The following is a 15,491-nucleotide window of genomic DNA, read 5'->3' as shown; positions in this document are numbered from 1 at the left end:
TGCACCTGGCCCTGCGCATCGACCACCAGCACGCCTTCGCTGAGCGTCTCGATCACCAGGTCGTTGACCAGCGCATGCATCTGGGCGGCGCTGCGGTTGCGCTGGGCCAATGACTCCTCGCGGGTGAGCCGGCGCGCCATTTCGTGGGCGATCAAGGCGAYCACGAACAGGCCGGTGCCGGTCAGTGCCGCCTGCACGAAGCGCGGCGAGGTGTCGGCCGGCTGCTCCAGCCAGTACCAGGTGGCATGGCCGAGCAGCAGCAGCGTCGCGGCCGCGGTGGTGCCGAGGCCGACCGTGCCGGTGCCCAGCACGGCCCCCATCAGCACCGGCAGCGCGAACAGCGGCGAGTAGTTGATGCCCCCGACCTGCAGCACCTGCAGCACCGCGAAGACCACGAGGTCGACGCCGATGGTCGCGAACCAGGTCTGGCCCAGCCTGCGGATCTGCTGCATCGGCGGATAGCGCGCGGTCAGCAGGGTGATCACCAGATAGGCGGCACACAGCGCGATCGTCACCGGCTGTGCCGACTGTCCGAGCATCAGCGCGAGGCCCTGCAACAGCAGCAGCACCGCGGCCACGAAGCAGCGCGCGGCGACGAAGCCGCGCCACAGGCGCTTCAGCGCCGTGCTTTGGCCGCTGAATTGTTCGAGCGAACTCCAGTCGGTCGCGGGTTCGCCGCGGGCACGCAGGAACGCGGTCATGCCGGGCGCTCCAGGGCCTGTTTCATTTCTGGTCGGCTTGGCGGTGCGCCGTGCTGCAGTACACGGCGCCGTCGGGGCCGGCGATCGCGTCGGCGGCGGGCAGGTGGAGCCCGCAGTGCGCGCAGCGCACCATTGCTTGCGGCGCGCCGACGGCCGGGGGCTTCTGCGGCGGCGGGCGCGACCGCATCTCCTCGCGCCGATTCTTGCGCCAGAGCCAGATCGCGATGAAGACGACCGCGAAGACGAGCAGGTATTTCATGAGATGGGGCGCGACAGCACGACTTCGAGCACGAAGCGCGAACCCACGTAGGCCAGCAGCAGCAGCGCCGAGCCTGCGTAGAGCACGCGCCGTGCGGTGCGGCCGCGCCAGCCGAAACGGACGCGGCCAGTCAGGAGGATCGCAAAGGTGAGCCAGGCCAGCACCGAGAAGACGGTCTTGTGGTCCCACTTCCAGCCGCGCACCGAACTGCCGTAGAGCGTCTCGCTGAACAGCAAGCCGGCCAGCAGCGTGGCCGACAGCAGCACGAAGCCCGCGGTCACGAAGCGAAAGGTGAGGCGTTCCATGGTCAGCAGCGGCACGCCGCCCTGCGGCTCGGCGGCGAGCCGGATCTGCTTCTCGGCCCGGGTCATGAGCCAGGCATGGACCACCGCGGCGCCGAACAGGCCGTACGAGGCGATCCCGAGCGCCAGGTGCAGCGGCAGCCAGGGCGAGGCCGAGACATGCAGCGGCGTGCCGGGGAACAGCACCGCCAGCATGACCGCGACGGCGCCCAGCACCGCCAGCGTGCGGCGCACCTTGAGCTGCGGATACAGGCTGCTTTCGATGGCGTAGACGGTCAGCACCAGCCACGCCGTGACCGAGATCGCCGGCGCGAAGCCGAAACGTGGCGTGCCGCCGACCAGCCCGACGGCCAGCGCCAGCGCGTGCAACAGCCAAGCCAGCCCGAGCAGCCAGGGGATCGTGGAGCGGCTGAGGCTGGAGGCGGCGGCAGCGGTGACGCCATAGGCGGCAGCGGTGGCGATGCCCAGTGCCACGCCGAGCGGGGAGGGGATCGCTAAAATCATTGGCCGGAGTTTAGCTTCTCGCCTTCTGCGGAATGCCGTCGCTCCCGTTCTCATACCGGTCCCGTCCAGCGGGAAGCACCATGGCCAGCGCCCTCACCGAAAAATTCTCCCGCCTCGTCAAACAGGTCAGCGGCCAGGCCCGCATCACCGAAAGCAACGTGCAGGACATGCTGCGCGAGGTGCGCATGGCCCTGCTCGAGGCCGACGTCGCCCTGCCCGTGGTGCGCGACTTCGTCGCCCGCGTGAAGGAAAAGGCGCTCGGCCAGGAGGTGCTGGGCTCGCTGAAGCCGGGCCAGGCGCTGGTCGGGATCGTCAACCGCGAGCTGGCCGCCACCATGGGCGAGGGCGTGGCCGACATCAACCTGGCGGCCCAGCCGCCGGCCGTGATCCTGATGGCCGGCCTGCAGGGGGCAGGCAAGACCACCACCACCGCCAAGCTGGCCAAGCACCTGATCGAGAAGCGCAAGAAGAAGGTGCTGACCGTGTCGGGCGACGTCTACCGGCCGGCCGCCATCGAGCAGCTCAAGACCGTCACGAAGCAGGCCGGCGCCGAGTGGTTCCCGAGTACGCCCGACCAGAAGCCACTGGACATCGCGCGCGCCGCGCTCGACCATGCCAAGCGCCACTTCTTCGACGTGCTGCTGGTCGACACCGCCGGCCGCCTCGCGATCGACGAGGTGCTGATGCAGGAGATCCAGCAGCTGCATGCGGCGCTCGATCCGGTCGAGACCCTGTTCGTGGTCGATGCCATGCAGGGGCAGGATGCGATCAACACCGCCAAGGCTTTCAAGGAGGCATTGCCGCTGACCGGCATCATCCTGACCAAGACCGACGGCGACTCGCGCGGCGGCGCCGCGCTGTCGGTGCGCCAGGTTACGGGCGTGCCGATCAAGTTCGCCGGCGTCAGCGAGAAGATCGATGGGCTGGAGGTGTTCGACGCCGAGCGCCATGCGGGCCGGATCCTCGGCATGGGCGACATCGTGGCGCTGGTCGAGCAGGTCACGGCCGGCGTCGACGTCGCGGCGGCGCAGAAGCTGGCGGCCAAGGTCAAGAGCGGCGCCGGCTTCGACCTTAACGACTTCCTGGGCCAGCTGCAGCAGATGAAGCAGATGGGCGGGCTGTCGAGCATCCTCGACAAGCTGCCGGCGCAGATGGCCGCCAAGGCGACCGAGGCCGACATGACGCGGGCCGAGCGCGACATCCGGCGCAAGGAGGGGATCATCAACAGCATGACGCCGCTGGAGCGCCGCAAGCCCGAACTGCTCAAGGCGACGCGCAAGCGCCGCATCGCGGCCGGCGCCGGCGTCCAGGTCCAGGAAGTGAACCGGCTGCTCAACGAGTTCGAGCAGATGCAGGGGATGATGAAGAAGATGAAGGGCGGCGGCCTCATGAAGATGATGAAGCGCATGGGCGGCATGAAGGGCATGCCACCGATGGGCGGGGGCGGCGGGATGCCGCGCTTCTGAGCATTGCTCGCCAATGAAAAAGCCCCGCAATGCGGGGCCTTTTTTGTGAGCTGTGGGCCGATGCTCAGGCCGCCGCAGGCCGCGACAGCCGCAGCGCATGCATCCAGGCCCTGCGCAGCACCGCCGGCGAGCGCGATTCCTCGGGGATCAGCAGGAAGCCGCGGTCGCGCAGCGCGATTCCGAAGCCGATCTGGCTGGTCAGCACCGTCAGCGGGATCGCCAGCAGCAGCGGCAGGCCCACGGGCATCAGCCAGGTCAGCGCGCTGGCGTCGATCATCGCGATGCCGACGGCCAGCGCGGCGATCACGAAGGACATCGGCGCCAGCTGCGAGACCGCGATGCGCCACGAGACGGCGGCGGCTTCGCGCGGAGGCGACTTCCAGTCAAGCTTGAGGCCGGTCAGTGCCACCACCACGAACAGCGAGTGGGCCAGCATCCGCACCGGCGCCTGGACGATCGCCATCGCGCTTTCGAGCGCGGCGCTCTTGAGCAGGCCGCCGATGCCGCCGAACTGGCGCTGCTCGCCGCGGATCACGACCGCAATCAAGCCGAGGACGCGCGGCAGGAACAACAGGCACAGGGTCCACAGCCACAGGCCGGCGAGCTCCATCGGCATCGCGAGCCAGTGCTCGACGACGCTCGAACCGGTCAGCCACAGGGCCGTGCCGAGGGTCAGGAAGGCCAGCCACAGCGGCGCCGAGGCATAGGCCATGGTGCCGGTGACGAACATCGCGCGGTGCACCGGGTGCAGGCCGGGCTCGGCCATCAGGCGGGCGTTCTGGAGGTTGCCCTGGCACCAGCGGCGGTCGCGCTGCAGCTCGGACAGCAGGTCCGGCGGCTGCTGCTCGTAGCTGCCGACCAGGTCGGCGACCAGCCAGACGTGGTAGCCGGCGCGGCGCATCAGCGCGGCTTCGACGAAGTCGTGCGACATGATGCCGCCCGACATGCCGCCGCTGCCCTTGATCGGGGCCAGCGCGCAGTGGTCCATGAAGGGCTGGACGCGGATGATCGCGTTGTGGCCCCAGTAGTGCGATTCGCCGAGCTGCCAGAACTGCATGCCGAGCGTGAACAGGCGGCCGGTCATGCGCGAGGCGAACTGCTGGGCGCGGGCGTGCAGCGTGACATGGCCGATGGCCTGGGTCGCGGTCTGGATGATGCCGGCGGTCGGGTTGGCTTCCATCAGCTTGACCATCGAGGTCAGGCAGTCGCCGCTCATGACGCTGTCGGCGTCGAGCACGACCATGTAGCGGTAGTCCTTGCCCCAGCGGCGGCAGAAGTCGGCCACGTTGCCGGCCTTGCGGTGCGTGCGGCGGGTGCGCAGGCGGTAGTAGACCTCGACCTGGGGCTGGTTCGGGCTGTTGGCCAGCGCGGCGCGCAGGTCTTCCCAGGCGGCGCGCTCGGCGGCGGCGATCTCGGGCGTGTAGCTGTCGGACAGCACGAAGACGTCGAACTGTTGCGCGTGCCCGGTGGAGGCGACCGACTCGCAGGTCGCGCGCAGGCCGGCGAACACGGTCGACACGTCCTCGTTGCAGATCGGCATGATGATCGCGGTGCGGGCTTCCGGGTTCATCGGATGGTTGGCCACCTGCTTGGCGGACAGCGCATGCTTGTCACCGCGCACCGAGACGTAGAAGCCCATCAGTGCGGTCACGAAACCGGTCACGACCCAGCCCGAAAGCACGGCGTAGAGCGCGATCTGGCTGTATTCGAGCCACAGGTTGTCGTAGTCGGGCTGGACGCGGGCGAACAGGGTGCCGGCGGCCACGGTGCTCAGCACGGTCAGAGCCAGGAACGCCAGGCGGCGCTGCGCGGCCGCACGCTGCCAGSGCTGCCGCGGACCGGCGGTCTTACCGGCCGGCTTGGCCGCGGCGCCGGCGCCCAGCTTCACGAGCAGGGCGGTGCCGATGCTGTTCCAGAAGCCGCGCCAGGGGCGGGGCGTCATCGAACCGCGGTTGATCGGGGGCGCTGTCACCGAGTTCGGGTGACGTTCCTCGCGCAGCGGGCTGCGATGCGAGAAATCGCTTTCGGCCAGCAGCTTCGGTTGGGCGTAGTGGGTGGGCTTCATCCGCTTCAGCCTCGTTGCTTGTCGAAAGAGGTGTCGCCAATTGCCGGAAAGCGCTTGAACACGCTCTCGGGCGCCATGTGACCGGCGCCCGCCTGGGCTGCCAGCATTTGACCCGCGGCACGGGGCCGCGAGAGGGAAAACTGCTTTTGACGCAGGCCGTCGCGCTGCGGACGCAGTGCGAAAGAGGGGCTGGTGAGTGCTGTCATGCCAGTACAGTGGCAAACCCTGTGCCAGGGGCGAAAAACCCTTTGAAATCAACTGCTTGCGTTGAATTTCAGGCTTTCGTGGGGGTTCGGCCGCCCGAAACGGCCGCCAGACCCCCGAATTTGTCGCCTGGGCCCGACAGCCAGGAAGCCTGACTGACAAAACCCAATAAAATCAACGACTTGGCGTGTCGCTGGTCAGCGACCGTTTTCGCCGCCCGGCGACGGAGCGTCGGCCTTGAAGTGTCCGGGCGTGAGTTCGTGCTTCTGCAGCAGCCGATAGAACTCGGTCCGATTGCGGTCGGCGAGGCGCGCTGCATCGGCCACATTGCCGTCGGTCAGCTTGAGCAGACCGACCAGGTAGTCGCGTTCGAAGCGCTGCTTGGCCTCGGCGTAGGTCTGGACCTCGACACTCGGCACCCGCAGCGCGCGCTGTACCAGCGCCAGCGGGATCAGCGGCGAACTCGACAGTGCGCAGACCTGCTCGACCACGTTGTACAGCTGGCGCACGTTGCCGGGCCAGGAGGCGGTGGTCAGGGCCTTCAGCGCCTCAGGCGCGAAGCCCGACAGCCGCTTGCCGTACTTGGTCGACAGCCGCTGCAGGAAGTGGTTGGCCAGCAGCGGGATGTCCTCGCGCCGCGCCGACAGCGGCGGCAGGCTGAGTGTCACGACATTGAGGCGGTAGTACAGGTCTTCGCGGAACTGCCCGGCCTCCATCGCGGCATCGAGGTCGCGGTGGGTGGCCGAGATGATCCGGACATCGACCGCGATCGACTGGCTGCCGCCGAGCGGGCGCACCGCGCGCTCCTGCAGCACCCGCAGCAGCTTGACCTGCAGTGCCGGCGGCATGTCCCCGATCTCGTCGAGCAGCAGGGTGCCGCCGTCGGCCTGCTGGAACAGGCCCTTGTGGTTGGCGACCGCGTCGGTGAAGGCGCCCTTCATGTGGCCGAACAGCTCGGATTCGAGCAGCGCCTCGGGAATGGCGCCGCAGTTGACCGCCACGAAAGGTTTGTCGGCGCGCGCGCTGGCGCGGTGGATGGCGCGCGCCAGCACCTCCTTGCCGGCGCCGCTGTCGCCGCGCAGCAGCACGCTGGCGTCGGACTTGGCGACCATCCGGGCCTCGGCCAGCAACTCGGCCATGCGGTTGCTGCGGCTCACGATCTCGGCCCGCCAGCTCTCGTCGCTGCCCTTGCCGGGTGCGGCGGCCGGCGCGCCCAGGGCCAGCGCCTGGCCGATCTTCTCGAGCAGTTCGCGGGCGTCGTAGGGCTTGGTGAGGTAGGTGAAGACACCGCGCGCCGTGGCTTCGACGGCGTCGGGAATGGTGCCGTGCGCGGTCAGCAGGATCACCGGCAAGGTCGGGTGGCGCTTGCGGATCTCGTCGAACAGCGCCAGGCCGTCGCGGCCCGGCAGCCGCACGTCGGACAGCACCAGCTGCGGGTGCTCGATCTCGAGCTGGGTCAATGCCGATTCGGCTGAGGTCACGGCCGTGACCTGGTAGCCCGCCGATGTCAGCCGCATCGACAGCAGGCGCAGCATGTCGGCGTCGTCGTCGACCACCAGCAGGCGGGCGCCGCTCATGGTGCCGCCTTCGGCGCCGCGGGCGCCGGGTTGGGCCGCGCGAAGCTGCGCTCGATGGCGCGCAGGGCCTCGATGCGGTCGTTCAGCTGGTCGATGCGGCGCTGGCTGTCGCGCAGCAGCTGTGCCTGCTTGTCGCGGTCGTCCTCGACCTTGCGCTGCTCGGCGTAGCGGGCCGACAGCGCGCGGGCCAGCGGCTGCAGCGGCAGGGCATCGGCGGAAGGGTTGGAGATCACGCGCTGCAGTAGGGCGATGGCGCGCGCGAGGTCGCCGGGCGCCCGGGTCTGGGCCAGCACGATCGCCATCTGCACCTGCACCGAGGGGGTCTCGACCAGGTCGCCGAGACGGTTGAGTTCGGCCGCCAGCTCGGGCGCGCCGAGCGGGCGCACCTTGTCGGCGTAGGCCAGCATGGCGCCCACCGGGCCCTGGGTCCATTGGCTGAAGATGCTGGCGGGCTGGGTCGCGGGCGCCAGCGGTTCGGCCTCGACCGGGGTGATCGCCGGTGGCGCGGGCGGCGAGGCGACGGCGACAGCAACCGGCGTGGGTGTCGGTTTGCGGGGCGCGGCGCAGCCGGCCAGCAGCAGCACGGCGCAGCTCATGGCGATGGCGGATCTGCGAAAGATCGAAAGAGGCATGGACCTAGGAAATGGCGCGTGGGCGATGGAAGTCAGGCGGAGCGTGGCAGCGCGATGCGGAATCGCGCTCCCGGTCCCTCCGGCAGCAGCGTGATGCGGCCACCATGGGCTGCAATGTACTCCTGCACGATCGACAAGCCGATGCCGGTCCCCTTGACCGAGTGCTGGGGCTGTCGCTCGCCGCGGTAGAAAGGCTCGAAGACCCGGTCGCGATCGCCCTCGGCGACGCCCGGGCCGGCGTCGGCGATGTCGATCTGCGCGGTGTCGGCGGTGCTCGACACCGTGATCGTGATGGTGCCGCCTCGGGCCGAGAAGCGGATCGCGTTCGACAGCAGGTTGGCGATCGCGGTGCCGAGCTTGACCGGGTCGACCACCACCGAGATCGGCTCGCCCTCGGCCCGCACCGTGAGCCCGTTGGCCTGCCATTGCAGCCGCTGGGCCTCGATCTGCTCCTCGATCAGCGGCAGCAGCGGCGTGCGCTCGCGGCGCAGTTCGCGGGCCTCGAAGGCGGCCGCGTTGAAGCGCAGCAGGGCCTCGATCTGACCCTGCAGCGCGACCGTGTTCTGCTGCAGGATCTGCGTCACCTCGAGCTGGGCCGGGTTGAGCGCGCCGGTCACGCCGTCTTCCAGCAGCGAGACGCCTTCGCGCAGTGCGGCCAGCGGGGTCTTGAGTTCATGCGAGACGTGTCGCAGGAAACGTGCCTTGTCGGCGTCGAGCTCGGTCAGCCTCAGCCGCAGCCACTCGAGCTGCTGCGACACCCGCCGGACGTCGGCCGGTCCGCGGATGTCGATCGGGACGTCGAGCCGGTTCTCCCCGAGCCCGACGATCGCGCGCTCGAGCCGCTTGAACGGCCGCGCCAACCAGACGCCGAAGGCCAGCGCCAGCGAAACCGCCAGCGCGCTGGCGGCGATGACCAGCCGCATCAGCCGCTTGCGCGCGGTCTCGATGCGCTGCGCCAGCTCGTTGTTCTGGGTCTCGATCAGGAACTGCGCCTGCTGCGCGATCTGGGTGTTGAGGGCGTCGAGTTCCCGGAACTGCACCGCCATCGAGCTCTCGCGTGCCAGCGAGGTCTCGGGTGCGCCGCTCATCAGGTCCTGGATGACGTCCAGCTRCTCGCGCCATTTGTCGGGGCCGTCAGGACCGAGGCCGTTGGTGCCGAGCCGGCTCAGCACTTGGCGGGCGTCGCGCGCGGCGTCCTCGAAGCGGCGCCGCAGCACAGCGTCGTTGAGCACGAGCGACTGGCGCCCGGCGCGCTCCATGGCGGCGCTGCGCTCGGCCAGCGACTGCGCGGCACCGGACAGCGTGAGCGCCCGCGCCGCCGCGTCGCGGCTCTGGGTCATCAGGATGTCGTACTGGAACACGGCGCGCAGGGCCACGCCCACCAGCAGCGCGGTGATCAACAGGAACGCGAACAGCAGCAGTTGCTGGAACGAGCCGCGGGCCGAAGTCAGCTTCGCCATCAGGCGACCGGCAGCGCGGCCGCGTGGCCGGTCGCTGTGGATTCGGCGGTCACGACCTCGCCGCGCAGCGTGTAGGCCAGCGAGCGCGTGATGCGTAGGTCGACCATCTGGCCGACCAGCCGCGCATCGCCCTCGAAATTGACGACCCGATTGCACTCGGTGCGGCCCATCAGCTCGCGCGCATCCTTGCGCGAGGCGCCCTCGACCAGCACCCGCTGCAGCGTGCCGACGCGGCTCTCGCCGAAGCGCTTGACGTTGCGGTCGATCACGGCCTGGAGCTGCTGCAGCCGCGCCAGCTTGACCGCATGCGGCGTGTCATCGGGCAGCGCCGCTGCCGGCGTGCCCGGCCGCGGGCTGAAGATGAAGCTGAAGCTTGCGTCGAACTCGAGCTGCTCGATCAACTTCATCATCTTGCCGAAGTCCTCGTTGGTCTCGCCCGGGAAACCGACGATGAAGTCGCTGCTGAGCGCGAGCTGGGGCCGGATCGCGCGCAGCTTCCGGACCGTGCTCTTGTATTCCATCGCGGTGTAGCCGCGCTTCATGGCCATCAGGATGCGGTCGCTGCCGTGCTGCACCGGCAGGTGCAGGTGGCTCACGAGCTGCGGCACGCGGGCATAGACGTCGATCAGCCGCTGGGTGAACTCGTTCGGGTGGCTGGTGGTGTAGCGGATGCGCTCGATGCCCGGGATCTCGGCCACGTATTCGATCAGCGTGGCGAAATCGGCGATCTCGGCCGTGTCGCCCATGCGGCCGCGGTAGGCATTGACGTTCTGGCCCAGTAAGGTGACCTCGCGCACGCCCTGGTCGGCCAGGCCGGCGATCTCCACTAGCACGTCGTCCAGCGGCCGGTTGATCTCCTCTCCGCGGGTGTAGGGCACCACGCAGTAGCTGCAGTACTTCGAGCAGCCTTCCATGATCGAGACGAAGGCGGTGGCGCCCTCGACCCGCGCCGGCGGCAGGTGGTCGAACTTCTGGATTTCCGGGAAGCTGATATCGACCTGCGGCCGGCCCTCGCGCGCGCCCTGGCTCAGCAGCTCGGGCAGGCGGTGCAGGGTCTGCGGCCCGAAGACCACGTCGACGTAGGGCGCGCGGGCGATGATCGCGGCGCCTTCCTGGCTGGCGACGCAGCCGCCGACGCCGATTTTCACGCCCTTGGCTTTCAGGTGCTTGACGCGGCCGAGGTCGGAGAACACTTTTTCCTGCGCCTTCTCGCGCACCGAGCAGGTGTTGAACAGGATCAGGTCGGCCTCGTCGACGTTGCTGGTGGGCTCGTAGCCTTCGGCGGCGCGCAGCACGTCGGCCATCTTGTCCGAGTCGTACTCATTCATCTGGCAGCCGAAGGTCTTGATGAAAACTTTGGGGGTGGTCATGGGGCTCTCCCGGTGGGGCCGGTTTTCTATGTTCTGGCGCTGCGCTCCAATCACGGGTGGATGGGAACGCAGCCGCCGCGAGCGCAGGGCGCTGCGGCGGTCGATGGGCGCAGCGGGCGCAGGCCTACTGGCCGTATTTCGGCAGCTGGTCGAAGGGCGTCTTGCCGTCGTCGCGCGGGCCGCTGTCGGCCACGAAGGGCCAGAAGTTGAAGAAGGGCTTGTCGGCCGAGGCGCGCTTGGCGCGGGCTTCGTCGGGTGTCAGGATCCAGACTTCGTGGACCAGGCCGGCGGCGTCGCGGGTGTAGTTCACCAGCAGGTTCTGGCCGGTGATCGCCGCCGGCATCACCAGCATGCGCTCGGCGCTGCGGATGCGGGCGCCCGGCGACAGGCGCTCGGGCTGGCCGTCGAGCAGGATCTCGGGCGAGTTCACGACCATGAAGCGGCCGCGCAGGGTGCCTTGCGGGAAGTTGCGGCCGCCGTTGGCGGCTTCGTTCTGGGTCGCCGACGGGTCGAGCAACTGGGCCGCCGCGTGGCCTGAAACGAGCACGCCCGCAGCGCCGATCAAGGCGGCCAGGGTGATCGGCAGGAGTCTGGCAAGGAGCAATGGGCAGCGATTCATGGGGTACATCCAGAGGCTGTGAAGCGCGGATTCTAGCGGCCGGGCGGTGCTGGAGAAGCCCCACTCCGTGCCATTCTGCCCGGACGCTTTACATTTCTTTACGGCGAATCCGGGCTCTTTCTGCCGCTCGCTGCTCCAATAGTTGCCGCCTCAATTCGATCCCACCTGGAAGCCCATGAAGAAGAATCTCGCTCTCGCCCTCTCGGGTGCGCTGGTCGTCGCGGTTGCGGCCGGCACCTGGTGGTGGTCGGGCGCCAAGACCCGCAGCGCCGCGGCCACCCAGGCCGCCGCCCCCGGCGCCGGGGCCCCGGCCCTGGTCACGCTGGCGGCCGCCCAGCTGCAGAAGGTCCCGGTGACGGTGCAGGTCAACGGCAGCGTGGTCTCGCTCAACAGCGTCGACCTGCGGCCGCAGGTGACGAACACGGTGCGCGAGGTGCACGTCAAGGAAGGCCAGTTCGTCAAGGCCGGCCAGTTGTTGTTCACTCTCGACGACCGTCCCGACCAGGCCAACCTTGCCAAGGCGCGGGCCCAGCAGCAGCGCGACGAGGCCATGCTGGCCGACCTGGAGCGCCAGTACAAGCGCAGCCAGGACCTGGTGGCGCAGAACTTCATCGCCAAGAGTGCCGCCGACGCGACGCTGTCGCAGCTGGAGGCACAGCGCGCCGCGGTGGCGGCCGACCGGGCGGCCGTGCAGTTGGCCCAGGTGGCGCTGGGCTACGCCACGCTCAAGGCGCCGATCGCCGGCCGCATAGGCGCGGTCAATATCTACCCGGGCACGCTGGTGCAGCCCACCCTGTCGCTGGTCACGATCACGCAGCTCGACCCGATCGCAGTGAGCTTCCCGGTGCCAGAAGGCAAGTTGCAGGACCTGCTGCAGGCGGCGCGCGAGCACACGCCGGTCGAGGCGCTGGCGGCCGGACGCAAGGCGCCGCTGCAGGGCACGCTGAGCTTCGTCGACAACACGGTCGACCCGCTGATTGGCACCGTGCGCGCCAAGGCGGTGTTCGACAACGCCGACCAGGCGCTGTGGCCCGGCCAGTTCGTCGAGACCAGGATCACGGTGCGCACCATCGACAACGCGACCGTGCTGCCGGCCTCTGCGCTGATGATGCTGGCCGAAGGCAGTTCGGTGTTCGTGGTCGATGCCGAACACAAGGCGACCCGGCGCAAGGTGCAGACGGTTTACAACTTCGGCACCCAGGTGGTCGTGAAGGGCGTCGAGCCGGGCGAGCAGGTGGTGATCGAGGGCAAGCAGAACGTGCGGCCCGGCGGCAAGGTTCGCATCGACGCGCCGCCGCCCCCGCCCCAGCAGCAGCAACCGCAGCAGCCCGGCAACGCGGCGCCCGGGCCTTCGCCCGGCAGCGCGGCCTCGGTCGCGCCGTCCAGCGCCAGCGTCGTCGCGGACCGGGAGCGCACATGAATATCTCCGAGCTTTGCATTCGTCGTCCCGCGATGACGGTGCTGCTCTCCGCCGCGGTGGTGGTGGTCGGCATCTTTGCCTATTTCCAGATCCCGGTCGCGGCGCTGCCGAGCTACAACACGCCGGTCATCGCCGTGTCCGCGCAGTTGCCGGGAGCCAGTCCGGAGACCATGGCATCGTCGGTGGCGCTGCCGCTCGAAAAGCAGTTTTCCACCATCCCCGGCCTGCAGACCATCAGTTCGGTCAACACCCAGGGCGTGACCTCGGTCACGCTCGAATTCGTGAGTTCGCGCGACATCGACGCGGCGGCGGTCGACGTCCAGGCCGCCCTGCTGCGCGCACAGCGGCTGCTGCCCGTCGAACTCACGCAACWGCCTTCCTACCGCAAGGTCAACCCGGCCGATGCACCGGTACTGTTCATCGCGATGACCTCGGACTCGATGACGCCGTCCGATCTCAACGACTATGCCGAGAACCTGGTCTCGCCCACCTTGTCGACCATCGACGGCGTGGCGCAGGTGGCGGTCTACGGCCAGAAGCGCTTCGCGGTGCGGGTCAAGGCCGATGCCGACCTGCTGAACGCGCGCAACATCACGCTCGACGAACTCGCCAACGCCGTGCGGCTGGCCAATGCCAACACGCCGGTGGGCGTGCTCGACGGTCCGCGCCAGACCCTCACCATCCAGGCCAACGAGCAGATGCTGAAGGCGGCCGACTTCGCCAAGGTGATCGTCGGCCAGCGCAACGGCTCGCCGGTGCGGCTGGACGAGGTGGCGACCATCGAGGACAGCTTCGAGTCCGTCAAGACGGCCAGCGCCTACAACGGCAAGAGCTCCATCTCGCTGGCCGTGCAGCGCCAGCCCGATGCCAACACGGTGCAGGTGGTCGACGCGGTGCGCGCGCTGATGCCGCGCTTCAGGGAAGAACTTCCCCAGTCGGTCGATATCCGCATACTCAACGACCGCTCGCTCTCGATCCGCGAAGCGGTGCACGACGTGCAACTCACGCTGCTGGGCACCATCCTGCTGGTGGTGCTGGTGATCTTCCTGTTTCTCCACCGGCTGGTGGCCACGCTGATTCCGGCGCTGACGATCCCGATCTCGTTGATCGGCGCGGTCGCGCTGCTCTACGCCTTCGGCTACAGCCTCGACAACGTCTCGCTGCTCGGCATCACGCTCGCGGTGGGGCTGGTGGTGGACGATGCGATCGTGGTGCTCGAAAACATCATGCGCTACGTCGAGAAGGGCATGGAGCCCTTCGCCGCCGCGCTGCGCGGTGCGCGCGAAGTGGGCTTCACCATCATCTCGATCTCGATCTCGCTGGTGGCGGTGTTCATCCCGATCTTCTTCATGCCGGGCGTGATCGGCCTGCTGTTCCATGAATTCGCGGTGGTCGTGGGGCTCGCGGTGATGGTGTCGGCGGTGGTGTCGCTCACGCTGGTGCCGATGCTCGCGAGCCGGCTGCTCAAGCACACGCCGCGCGCAGGCGGCGCGATCAACCACGAAGAAGAGCATCCAGAACCGGGCACCGCCATCGGCCGCGCCTTCGAGCGCGGCTACCGCTGGGTGCACGCCAACTACTTGCGCTCACTCGACTGGACGCTGCGTCACCGCAGAGTCATGCTGATCGTCGCGACCTCGACCTTTGCGCTCACGGCGTGGCTGTTCATCACTATTCCGAAGGGCTTCTTCCCGGAAGAAGACATCGGGCAGATCCAGGTCACGACCGAGGCGGCCGAGGACATTTCCTTTCCCGCGATGAAGGCCCTGCAGGAGCGCGTTGCCAATGCGCTGATGGCCGACCCGAGCGTGGACTACGTCAATTCGTTCATTGGCGCCGGCGGCCCGACCGCCACCCAGAACGCCGGGCGGCTGTTCGTGGTGCTCAAGCCGCGCAAGGAGCGGCTGCCGATGTCGCAGGTGCTCGAGTCGCTGCGCAAGCGCTTCCGCGAAATCCCGGGCGTTGCGGTCTACATGCAGCCGATCCAGAACCTGCGTCTGGGCGGCCGACAAAGTAAGGCCCGTTTCCAGTACACGCTGCAAAGCGTGAATGCCGGCGCCATGAACGTGTGGGCCGACAAGCTGATGGAGCGCATGCGCGCCGACCCGGATTTCCGCGACGTCACGAGCGATTCGCAGAACCGCGGTCTCCAGGCCACGCTCGACATCGACCGCGACAAGGCGGGCGTGCTCGGCGTCGCGGTCGGCGACCTTCGCACCGCGCTCTACAACGCCTACGGCGACCGGCAAATCGGCAGCATCTACGGTGCCAGCAACACCTACCAGGTGATCCTCTCGGCGGCCGACAGCGACCGGCAGTTCGAGGAAGACATGTCGCGCCTGTCGGTGCGCAACAAGGCCGGGCAGCTCGTGCCCTTGTCGGCCTTCTCGACGGTGAAGCGCACGGTCGGGCCGACCTCTATCAACCATCAGGGCCAGCTTCAGGCCGTCACGGTATCCTTCAACCTGGCGCCCGATGTGCCGCTGGGCAACGCCACGGCGAAGATCGACCAGTTCAAGGCCGAGCTCAAGATGCCGCCGTCTATCATCACCAGCTACGGCGGCGACGCGGCCGTGTTCCAGAGCTCCCAGTCGAGCCAGGCGGTGCTGCTGGTGCTGGCCGTGCTGGTGATCTACGTGCTGCTCGGTGTCCTGTACGAGAGCTATATCCACCCGCTCACGATCCTGGCCGGACTGCCTTCGGCGGCGGTAGGCGCGCTGCTGTCGCTCAAGCTCTTCGGCTTCGACCTCACGCTGATTGCCACCATCGGCATCCTGCTGCTGATCGGCATCGTCAAGAAGAACGCGATCATGATGATCGACTTCGCGCTCGAGGCGCAGCGCAGCGAGGGCATGAAGCCGCAGGATGCAATCCGCGAGGCCTGCCGACTGCGCTTCCGTCCGATCCTGATG

12 protein-coding genes and 1 pseudogene are annotated in these 15,491 nt (G+C 68.6%); 3 read left to right on the top strand and 10 right to left on the bottom strand.

Features of this window, described 5'->3' with window-relative positions; genetic code table 11:
• The 3 genes and pseudogenes from AC1DY5_RS16430 to AC1DY5_RS16420 all read right to left on the bottom strand — a co-directional run.
• Positions 1-701 (bottom strand): annotated as a pseudogene (locus tag AC1DY5_RS16430) (PAS domain-containing sensor histidine kinase); the annotation flags it as partial.
• Positions 702-723: 22 nt separating this feature from the next.
• Positions 724-960, bottom strand: coding sequence for a PP0621 family protein (locus tag AC1DY5_RS16425; RefSeq protein ID WP_478112996.1), 237 nt, complete (start codon positions 958-960; stop codon positions 724-726).
• Positions 957-1,766: a cytochrome C assembly family protein gene (locus tag AC1DY5_RS16420; protein ID WP_478112994.1), complete on the bottom strand. Its 810-nt coding sequence runs from the start codon at positions 1,764-1,766 to the stop codon at positions 957-959. Before AC1DY5_RS16420 ends, AC1DY5_RS16425 begins: the two co-directional genes overlap by 4 nt.
• Positions 1,767-1,846: 80 nt before the next feature.
• Between AC1DY5_RS16420 and ffh the strand changes: the two genes are divergently transcribed.
• Positions 1,847-3,232, top strand: coding sequence for a signal recognition particle protein (ffh, locus tag AC1DY5_RS16415; protein WP_478112993.1), 1,386 nt, complete (start codon positions 1,847-1,849; stop codon positions 3,230-3,232).
• A gap of 64 nt (positions 3,233-3,296) precedes the next feature.
• Here ffh and mdoH read toward each other — a convergent pair whose 3' ends face one another.
• From mdoH to AC1DY5_RS16380, 7 genes are all read right to left on the bottom strand, one after another.
• Positions 3,297-5,297 (bottom strand): glucans biosynthesis glucosyltransferase MdoH, encoded by a 2,001-nt coding sequence (gene mdoH, locus AC1DY5_RS16410; protein WP_478112991.1) that lies wholly within the window; start codon positions 5,295-5,297, stop codon positions 3,297-3,299.
• A gap of 5 nt (positions 5,298-5,302) precedes the next feature.
• A complete protein-coding gene (locus AC1DY5_RS16405; protein ID WP_478112989.1) occupies positions 5,303-5,503 on the bottom strand; it encodes a hypothetical protein in 201 nt (66 codons plus the stop codon).
• Positions 5,504-5,698: 195 nt separating this feature from the next.
• Positions 5,699-7,078: a sigma 54-interacting transcriptional regulator gene (locus AC1DY5_RS16400; RefSeq protein ID WP_478112987.1), complete on the bottom strand. Its 1,380-nt coding sequence runs from the start codon at positions 7,076-7,078 to the stop codon at positions 5,699-5,701.
• Entirely contained in the window at positions 7,075-7,674 is a 600-nt protein-coding gene (locus AC1DY5_RS16395) for a hypothetical protein (protein ID WP_478112986.1), read from the bottom strand. Before AC1DY5_RS16395 ends, AC1DY5_RS16400 begins: the two co-directional genes overlap by 4 nt.
• A gap of 68 nt (positions 7,675-7,742) precedes the next feature.
• Positions 7,743-9,170, bottom strand: coding sequence for a sensor histidine kinase (locus AC1DY5_RS16390; protein ID WP_478112984.1), 1,428 nt, complete (start codon positions 9,168-9,170; stop codon positions 7,743-7,745).
• Positions 9,170-10,540 carry a tRNA (N6-isopentenyl adenosine(37)-C2)-methylthiotransferase MiaB gene (gene miaB, locus AC1DY5_RS16385; protein WP_478112982.1) on the bottom strand — a complete coding sequence of 457 codons (1,371 nt, stop codon included), beginning with the start codon at positions 10,538-10,540 and terminating at the stop codon, positions 9,170-9,172. The genes AC1DY5_RS16390 and miaB overlap by 1 nt, the downstream gene beginning before the upstream one ends.
• A gap of 124 nt (positions 10,541-10,664) precedes the next feature.
• The gene (locus AC1DY5_RS16380; protein WP_478112980.1) at positions 10,665-11,159 is read right to left on the bottom strand and encodes a hypothetical protein; all 495 of its coding nucleotides are present in this window, start codon (positions 11,157-11,159) and stop codon (positions 10,665-10,667) included.
• Between the two features lie 175 nt (positions 11,160-11,334).
• Between AC1DY5_RS16380 and AC1DY5_RS16375 the strand changes: the two genes are divergently transcribed.
• Both AC1DY5_RS16375 and AC1DY5_RS16370 read left to right on the top strand, forming a co-directional pair.
• Positions 11,335-12,579: an efflux RND transporter periplasmic adaptor subunit gene (locus tag AC1DY5_RS16375; RefSeq protein ID WP_478112978.1), complete on the top strand. Its 1,245-nt coding sequence runs from the start codon at positions 11,335-11,337 to the stop codon at positions 12,577-12,579.
• On the top strand, positions 12,576-15,491 hold a 2,916-nt coding region (locus tag AC1DY5_RS16370), incomplete at its 3' end, for an efflux RND transporter permease subunit (protein WP_478112976.1). The genes AC1DY5_RS16375 and AC1DY5_RS16370, both read left to right, overlap by 4 nt.

The organism is Variovorax sp. P4_D9 (assembly GCF_056401695.1).
The sequence above is the reverse complement of the archived record's forward strand: the minus strand, read 5'-3'. Positions and strand labels throughout refer to the sequence as shown.